At 68.2% G+C, this 7,875-nt stretch carries 7 protein-coding genes; 1 reads left to right on the top strand and 6 read right to left on the bottom strand.

All coding sequences use genetic code 11. The annotated features are described in order from the left end of the window. From HNQ05_RS09810 to HNQ05_RS09785, 6 genes are all read right to left on the bottom strand, one after another. Positions 1-3,083, bottom strand: a 3,083-nt coding sequence (locus HNQ05_RS09810; RefSeq protein WP_183677785.1) for an Ig-like domain-containing protein, incomplete at its 3' end; no start/stop codon positions are given. Between the two features lie 466 nt (positions 3,084-3,549). Beyond that, on the bottom strand, positions 3,550-3,882 hold the full coding sequence (locus tag HNQ05_RS09805; protein ID WP_147149084.1) for a winged helix-turn-helix domain-containing protein: 333 nt from the start codon (positions 3,880-3,882) through the stop codon (positions 3,550-3,552). Positions 3,883-3,889: 7 nt separating this feature from the next. Then, on the bottom strand, positions 3,890-4,564 hold the full coding sequence (locus HNQ05_RS09800) for an ATP-binding cassette domain-containing protein (protein ID WP_147149086.1): 675 nt from the start codon (positions 4,562-4,564) through the stop codon (positions 3,890-3,892). Beyond that, on the bottom strand, positions 4,561-5,208 hold the full coding sequence (locus HNQ05_RS09795) for an ABC transporter permease (protein WP_147149088.1): 648 nt from the start codon (positions 5,206-5,208) through the stop codon (positions 4,561-4,563). Before HNQ05_RS09795 ends, HNQ05_RS09800 begins: the two co-directional genes overlap by 4 nt. Continuing rightward, entirely contained in the window at positions 5,209-6,030 is an 822-nt protein-coding gene (locus HNQ05_RS09790) for an ABC transporter substrate-binding protein (RefSeq protein WP_147149090.1), read from the bottom strand. A 102-nt stretch (positions 6,031-6,132) separates the two neighbouring features. Beyond that, positions 6,133-6,513 (bottom strand): S1 RNA-binding domain-containing protein, encoded by a 381-nt coding sequence (locus HNQ05_RS09785; protein ID WP_013458690.1) that lies wholly within the window; start codon positions 6,511-6,513, stop codon positions 6,133-6,135. A 176-nt stretch (positions 6,514-6,689) separates the two neighbouring features. On the opposite strand from HNQ05_RS09785, the gene HNQ05_RS09780 reads away from it, so the two are divergent. After that, complete coding sequence (locus HNQ05_RS09780; RefSeq protein WP_147149092.1) at positions 6,690-7,856, top strand: acyl-CoA dehydrogenase family protein; 1,167 nt, start codon at positions 6,690-6,692, stop codon at positions 7,854-7,856. Positions 7,857-7,875 lie beyond the last annotated feature (19 nt).

Genomic DNA, 7,875 nt, shown 5'->3' with positions numbered 1-7,875 from the left:
CCGCCGTTGTCGCCGGTGATCACGTTGACGCCGGAAAGGGTGGTGTCCTCCGGGGTGGTGAAGGTGTCGTCGGTGGCGGTGGGGGCGTCGTTGACGGGCTCACGCCAATCACGGTCGTTCCCCGGATTGTCCAGGTCGGGGAAGCTTGCTGGCGTCTGGCCGTTGGCCGCCTGGATGTAGGTGTTCGCGGCGTCGCGGACGACGGTGTCGTAGGCATCGTCCAAACCGTCGTTGTCCGTATCCGTGCCTGCCGGGGTGACGTCGGCGGTGCCGTCGTTGTCGGTGTCCCAACCCTCCAGGCTGTCCGGATCCCCGTCGTTGTCGGCATCGAGGTCAAGGTAGTCGGGTGCGCCGTCGCCGTCGGTGTCCGTGGGGTTGACCCAGTAGCCACCGCTGTTGTCGTAGGCATCGTCCATCCCGTTGCCGTTGGCGTCGCTGCCGGCGGGCGCGACATAACCCGCCGTGGTCTGGCCCTCGATGTTGTCGTTGATTCCGTCGTTGTCGGCATCGATGTCGAGGTAATCGGGCAGTCCGTCGCCGTCGGTATCGGGAACCGTGTAGTTTGCTTGGGCGCTTGCGGTGTCGTCGGTCTCGTAGTTGTCGTCGAGGCCGTTGTTGCCGACCGGGCCGTTGGTGCGTCCGTCGTGGTCGGTATCCGCGTCAGCGTGCCCCACTTCGACGATGTCAAAGATGCCGTCGTTGTCGGCGTCGATATCTTTGTGATCAGGGATGCCGTCCTGGTCCGTATCGCGAGGGGTACAGGTGAGCCATACCCCCATGGCAAAGCCCTGCTTGGTGCTGGAATTGGGCAGGGCTCCGTTGACGATGACGACGCGGATCAGGTCGCTGTCCACGGTGCGGTAGAGGTAGAAACGCCCCTGCTCGAAGCTGGCATCGACCACCGGATCGTTGACCGCGCGCAGGAGTGCAGTACCTTCCACGACCTTGGTTGCCGTGTTCGTCGCCGGAATTTCTTCCAGCTTCTCGAAGGCGTAGCCGGATGTGTAGAAGCTCATCCACTCCGCGGGCTCGTCGGTGCTCTCTCCATCGGAAACGATGATGTCCGGAACGAAGGGCGTGCCGTCGGGGGATACGGCGCTGAAGGAGAGGGTGATGTCGAGGTCAACGTTGCTTATCTGTGCGTTGTAAAGAACCTCGCGGTCGTCGGGCGTGTCGTAATAGTCCTGCAGCAAAGCACCCGGCCAGGTGTTCATGTCGGTGGGGACGAAGTCGGACAGGCTTCCATCACCCGCGGTGGCGGACACCACGGTAACGGTGATCTGGGTCCCGTCGGACAGGATGAAGGTCTGCGAATCGCCCGCCTGCGGACCGTCGTCAAACACGGCGCCCCAGTTAAACCAGAAAATGCGTCCGGGGTACTGTCCCTGCAGACCGGCAACGGAGTTCCCGTCGCTCTGCGCACCGCAGAACATCTCGTTGGCGTCCGGGATGGTGTCGTCGTCCGTGTCCAGATCGAGGGGAGGAGGCGGACCTAGGCTGTCCGGAACGCTGTTGATCGTGACGGTAACCGTGGCCGTATCGCAGTCGCCGTCGGCGTCGCAGATCCGGTAGGTGAAGCTGTCGGGACCGCTGTAGTTGGCGTCGGGGGTGTAGACGATGGTGTCGTCGGTGGGGTCGCCCGGGGTGCCGTTGTCGTCGACGGTGGCGGTGCCGTGGCTGGGACCGCTGACGACGCTGATGGCGCCGGTGCCGGGGCCGTCGCCGCCGAAGTCGTCGTTGGCCAGGACGTCGATCAGGACAGGCGTGTTCTCGTAGGTGGTGGCGGTGTCGTCGCTGGCGGTGGGGAGCGCAAAGAGGGTGAAGGCGTAGTCCTCCACCTCGCCGGTGCCCCCGCCCGCGGCGTCGGGGCTGCTGACCTGGTTTTCGCTGTACACCACCCGCAGGTACGTGGTACCCGGCGTGGCGTTCGCGGGCACGGTCAGGGTTACGGGAACGGTACCCTGGCCCGACGAGGTAACGGACTGGTTGGCCAGCACCCGCTCACCCGCGTCGTCGAAATCGCCGTCGCGGTTCCAGTCGACCCAGATGCTCAGGTAGGACGGGTTTCCAGGCTCGTTGTAGGTGGCCACGTCCAGCGTGGCGCTCGAGCCCAGTTCGAGGCTCTGCCCCTGGAAGTCGGCCCCGTTCAGGGTTACGGCCTCCTCGTCGTCGAAAACGAGAGCGCCGGCGTTGGTGTCGTCGCTGTCGGCACCCGCGCTCGCCTGGTAGGCCGCTTCCTCGTCGGGGATCAACCCGCCGCCCAGCGAGCGGTAAGCCGTGCGCTCGAAGCCGGCCTGGCCGTAGCTGTTTGGGGCGTCGCCGTAGTCGTTGTCGGTGAAGATGGGCTCGAGGTCGCTCACTTTGAGCGAGACGAAGAAAAGGCGCCAGGAGTTTTCGCCCGGATCTCCATAGGCATCATCGTTTTGCACGCGCAGGTCGATGCTGGAGGTGCCGGTAAAAACGGCCCCCGCCCGGCAGGTAGCGTCGGGATTGGTGGCGGAGTCGTTGCAATTGCCCCCATTCCACCCCTCCAGCTGTGTGTTGTAGACGAGGCCCGGTGTGCCAACCGAGGCAAGGCTCACGCTGTGGTAGGTCACGTTGGAACTGCCCGAGACGTAAACGGCGCTGCCGGAGGGATTGTAGAGGTAGACGTCGTCGCTGTTGGTGTATGAGGGATTGGCATCGAGGTCGAACGACGAAATCTGCAGGCGGTCGACGACGACGAGGGTGCTGGTCCCCTGCTGCACGAGCTGCAGCCTCATCTCGACCCACGCGTCGGTACCCGTGGCGTCCTCATCCTTGAGGTTCACTTCCAGAACGCCGTTGTTGACGGCGATGCAGGGACCCGAATACTCGTTGTCCGCCGCGGTGACCTCGAGCAGCACGTCGAGCGCCGTTCCCTGGTACGAGCTGTTGGTGCTGATGCGGAAGGTGCCCGTGCTGCAGTTGCCTCCCGCAGGCTCGCTGACGATGCTGTCGAGTTCGACGCTCACCGCCCGTGCGGCCGAACCCAGTCCGATGGTGAGGAGGATCACTCCCAGCAGGCCAAGGAACGATCCCCATCCGTTTCGCGATCGCTTCATAGAAATCTCCAAACCCAAGGCTTTGTTTGCGTGTCCGTCCGCTCGTTCCCGTGAGCAAACATGGCAAGACCAACCAACGCTGATTTCATATCGCGTCTCCAAGTCAAGCTTGTGGTTTGGGATCGGTTGCGCCACTCGCTCGCCCCACCCGGCTGGCGCCCATGTTCCGGCGGCGGGGTTCCTCGCGTTCCCGTAGATCAAAACGTAGCATATCCCTTTGGCTGTCCAGTACCCCTATTTGGGGGTAACTATACTGCAGCGTTCTTAGTATAAGTAAAAGCGTTTTTATACCGCTTTAACAGCAGCGGCGGCCTCCAGGGCGCGGCTCCACGGGCCGGTGGCGGCTTCCACCGCCTGCGAACCGGCCGGGATGGTTACAGAACCACCAGAAAAGCGGAAAAAGGTGCAGCCGGCGCGGAGCGACCCGGCGAAGGGGAAACGGCACCGCACCCGCCGGCGCGGCCGGTTAGTCGAAACTTGCGCGGAAGGCCTGCTCGAGGAGCGCCTCGCTGCGCTCCAGAAAGGCGCGGTAGCGGCGCACGAAGTCCAGGGCCCTCGGGGTGAGGCGGCTCTGGCCGCCCCCCTCGCCGCCGGAGTGCGATTCGATCAGCTTGTACCCCAGCGCCGCCTCGACCCTTCGCACCCTGGCCCAGGCGGCCCGGTAACTGAAACCGGCGGCCCGAGCTCCGGCCTTGAGGCTGCCGCTTTTGTGCACCGCCTCCAGAAGCCGCAGGGTGCGCGGACCCATCAGGTACTCGCCCGTCTCGGTTTCCAGCCAGAACTTGGCGCGCGGTCGCATGGTCACCTCAGTAAACCATCTCGCCGGCCACGTAGGCGCGGGTCAGCGCCTCCCGGGGGCGGTCGAAGAGCCGCTCGCTGGGGGCCCGCTCCACCAGCCGCCCCCCCAGCAGGAACCAGGTCTCCTGCCCCAGCCGCCGCGCCTGGTAGAGGTTATGGGTCACCAGGACGATCGTGCGGCCCTGCCCGTGGGCCTCGCGCAGCAGCCCCTCGACGCGGTCGACGTTGCCGGGATCGAGGGCCTGGGTGGGCTCGTCCAGAAAGAGGACGTCGGGCTCGGTGGCGAGCGCCCGCACGAGCGCCAGGCGGGCGCGCTCGCCTCCCGACAGCGAGACGGCCGGCTGGGTCAGCTTTTCCGCCAGGCCCACCCGTTCGAGCCAGGGGCGCACCCGCCGCGCCGCCTCGTTCCGGCGCACGCCCATGAGCTCGAGCCCGAAGGTGGCGTTGGCGAGGACGCTGCGCTCGAGCACCGTCCGGTCCTGATCGAGGAAGACCGCCCGCCCCCCGAGCTCCACGCGGCCGCGGTCGGGGCGCTCGAGCCCCGCGAGCAGCCGCAGCAGCGTACTCTTCCCCGCGCCGCTGGGCCCGATCACGGTCACGAACCGCCCCGGGGGCACCTCGAGCGCATCCACTACCAGCTCGAAGCCCGGATAGCGCCGCAGCAACCCCTCGCTGCGGATCACCGCCGCTCCCCCCAGACGACCAAGATCGCGGTAACGATCAGGGTCACCCCCAGCAGCACCGCCCCCAGCGCCAGCGCACTCTCCAGTTCGCCCTTGCGCGTCTCCAGCACGACCGCGGTGGTGAGCACCCGGGTGTGAAAGCGGATGTCCCCGCCGACGATCGTGGCCGCCCCCACCTCGCTGATCGCCGCGCCGAAGCCGGCGGCGAGCGCGGCCACGATGGGCCGGCGGCTCTCCCAGAGCAGAGTGGCGAGCACCTGCCGCTCGCTGCCGCCGAGGCCCCGCACCAGCCGCCGCACCCCCTCGGCGCGCACCCGCACCGCCGCCAGGGTGAAGCCGGCGATCATGGGGAAGGCCAGCACCGCCTCGGCCAGCACCATGGCCAGCGGGGTGAAGAGCAGCCCCAGCCCGCCCAGGGGGCCGCTGCGGGAGAGCAGGAAGTAGAAGAGCAGCCCCACCACCACCGGCGGCAGCCCCATCCCCGCGTAGAGGACGACCTGGGCCCCCATGCGCCCGCGCCGCGGCCGCGACCCCAGCCACACCCCCAGGGGAAGGCCGAAGAGTGCGGCGAGCAGCGTGGCGGCGCCCGCCACCCCCAGGCTGCGGGCGGCGATCTCCCCGACCTCGGCCCAGGCGAGGGTCACCTAAGGGCTCACCTCCACCTTGCAGCGGCCGTAGAGGGGGGTGAAGAGGCTGCGTCCGAAGCGATCTTTGAGGTACGCGCCGATGGCCCGCTGCACGTCCTCCCGCAGCAGGTAGGCCCGCAACCGGTAGGCCGCCTCGCGGTTCGCCCCGGGAAAACGCTCGGGGTTCACCACCATGTAGCCGTACTGGTTGAGCATCCGCGGGTCGGGGCGGTCGAACAGAGCGGCGAGGTCCACCTTGTCCTGCATGAAGAGGAAGGTGCCCAGGTCGGTGAGCGTGTAGGCGCGCTTTTCGGCGGCCAGGGTGAGCGTCGCCCCCATGCCGCTGCCCGACTCCAGGTACCAGGGGCGGCCGGTGGGGTCCAGCCCCGCCGCCCGCCAAAGCGCCCGTTCGCGGTGGTAGGTACCCGAGTTGTCGCCACGGCTTACGAAGGTCGCCCCCGCCGCGTAGATGCGCCGCATCGCGTCCAGGGCGTCCGCGGCCGCGCCGACGCGCGCGGGGTCGGCGGCCGGCCCCGCGATCACGAAGTTGTTGTAGGCGATGCAGGCGTGGGCCACGCCCTTGCCCTCGCGCAGGAACCGGGCCTCCAGGTCGGGGGCGTGCACCAGCACGGCGTCGGCGTCGCCGCGGCCGGCGATGGCCAGCGCCTGGCCGGTGCCCACCGCGATCACCTGCACCGCAATCCCGGTCTCGCGGGTGAAGCCGGGGAGGATGGCCTCGAGCAGGCCCGAGTCGTTGACGCTGGTCGTGGTGGCGAGCCGCAGCGGCGCGGCCGCCAGCGCCGCCCCCAGGAGCAGACCTAACGCAAAGAGCTTCTTCACCGGTCACCTCCGTATTGCACGACGTTGCAACACCCCCATTCTAGCGCCCGCGCCCCCGGCAAACGCCCCGCCTTGCGGCGGGGCGTGGAGCGGCGGGTGCGGTTAGCGCTTCTTGCGGCCGCGGCCTCGCTTCTTGCCGCCTCCGGCGTCCCCCCCGGAGTCGGAGCCGCGCATGAAACTCTTGAGCTTGTGCTCGAACTCGGGGGCCTGCCGCGGCAGCCTCCGGGGCTTGGGGGGATCGACGGGCTTCTCCATGAGCTCCTTGATGGAGAGGTCGAGCCGCCCCTTGTCGTCGCGTCCGAGGACGAAGACCTCGACGATGTCGCCCTCGTTCAGGAAATCGCGCACGTTCTTGACGAACTCGTGCGCGATCTCGGAGATGTGCACGAGTCCCGATTCGCCTCCGGGAAGCTCCACAAAGGCGCCGAAGTCCATGACCCGCGTAACGCGGCCTTCCACGATGCTGCCTGCTTCGTACTTCATTCAGTTCTTCCTCCATGGGGCGCGACCCGCACGCTGGCGGCAGGGACCTAAGGCAAGGCTTTTCGCGCTCACGATGGGGCCACTATAGCACATCGCCCCCGGCAGGCAAGCCTTTCTATATAACGCTTTTTATGCGGCAGTCTCTGAAGTGATATATTGGCGGTACGGAGGTCGCCGTGTCCGAGTTGTGGTTCGAACCAACCCCCGACGAACGCGCGCTGCTGGGCGCGCTGGGAAGCTTCCTGACCGACCGCGTGGTGCCCACCGCCACCGAGCGCGACGCCGCGGGCGCCTTTCCCCACGACCTCGTCCGCGAGCTGGGCGAGCTGGGCGTCTTCGGCCTGCAGGTGCCCGAGGCCTACGGCGGGCTGGGCCTGCCCACCCGCACCGCCGCCCGCATCCTCGAGGAGATCGGCTGGGCCGACGGCAGCCTGGGACTTACGGTGGCCAGCCACAACTCGCTGGCCACCGGCCACCTGCTCCTCGACGCCAGCGAGGAGCAGAAGCAGCGGTACCTGCCGAAGATGGCGAGCGGCGAGTGGCTGGGCGCCTGGGGGCTGACCGAACCCGGCGCCGGCTCCGACGCCGCGGCGCTCAAGACCCGCGCCGAGGAGGCGGAGGGCGGCTGGGTGCTGAACGGGACCAAGCAGTTCATCACCCAGGGTTCGGTGGCCGGGGTCTACGTGATCAACGCCCGCACCGACCCCGCGCCCGAGGGCAAGCCCCACCGCGGCATCAGCACCTTCGTCTTCCCCGCGGGCACGCCGGGGCTCACGATCGGCCGCAAGGAGGACAAGCTGGGGCTGCGCAGCTCGGACACCGCACAGCTGATCTTCGAGGACCTGCGCCTGCCCGCGGACGCCCTGGTGGGCCAGCGGGGCCGGGGGTTCTACACCGTGCTGCGGGTGCTCGACGGCGGCCGCGTGGGCATCGCGGCGCTGAGCGTGGGCCTCGGCCGCGCGGCGCTCGAGTTCGCCGCCCGCTACGCCGGCGAGCGCCGCCAATTCGGCCGTCCCATCGGCCGCTTCGAGGGCGTGGGCTTCCAGCTCGCCCAGATGAGCACCGACCTCGAGGCCGCCCGGATGCTGTACCTGAAGGCGGCCGAGCTGAAGGACGCCGGGCGCGACTACACCCTGGCCGCGGCCCAGGCCAAGCTCTTCGCCAGCGAGGTGGCCACCCGCGCCGCCGACGCGGCCATCCAGATCCTGGGCGGCTACGGCTACATCAAGGACTACCCGGTGGAGCGCTACTGGCGCGACGTGCGGCTGATGCGCATCGGCGAGGGCACCAGCGAGATCCTCAAGCTGGTGATCGCCAAGCGGGTGCTGGAGCAATATCGTTAGCAAAGTTAGCAAATGTGCT

The sequence above is a fragment of the Oceanithermus desulfurans genome, from assembly GCF_014201675.1.
In the GTDB taxonomy this organism is placed as follows: Bacteria; Deinococcota; Deinococci; order Deinococcales; family Marinithermaceae; genus Oceanithermus; species Oceanithermus desulfurans.
This window is presented reverse-complemented; position numbering and strand designations above follow the sequence as displayed.

Excerpts from the sequence above, each read along its gene's own strand:
- HNQ05_RS09785 (WP_013458690.1), bottom strand. The coding sequence starts at position 6,513 with ATGAAGTACGAAGCAGGCAGCATCGTGGAAGGCCGCGTTACGCGGGTC.
- HNQ05_RS09805 (WP_147149084.1), bottom strand. The coding sequence starts at position 3,882 with ATGCGACCGCGCGCCAAGTTCTGGCTGGAAACCGAGACGGGCGAGTAC.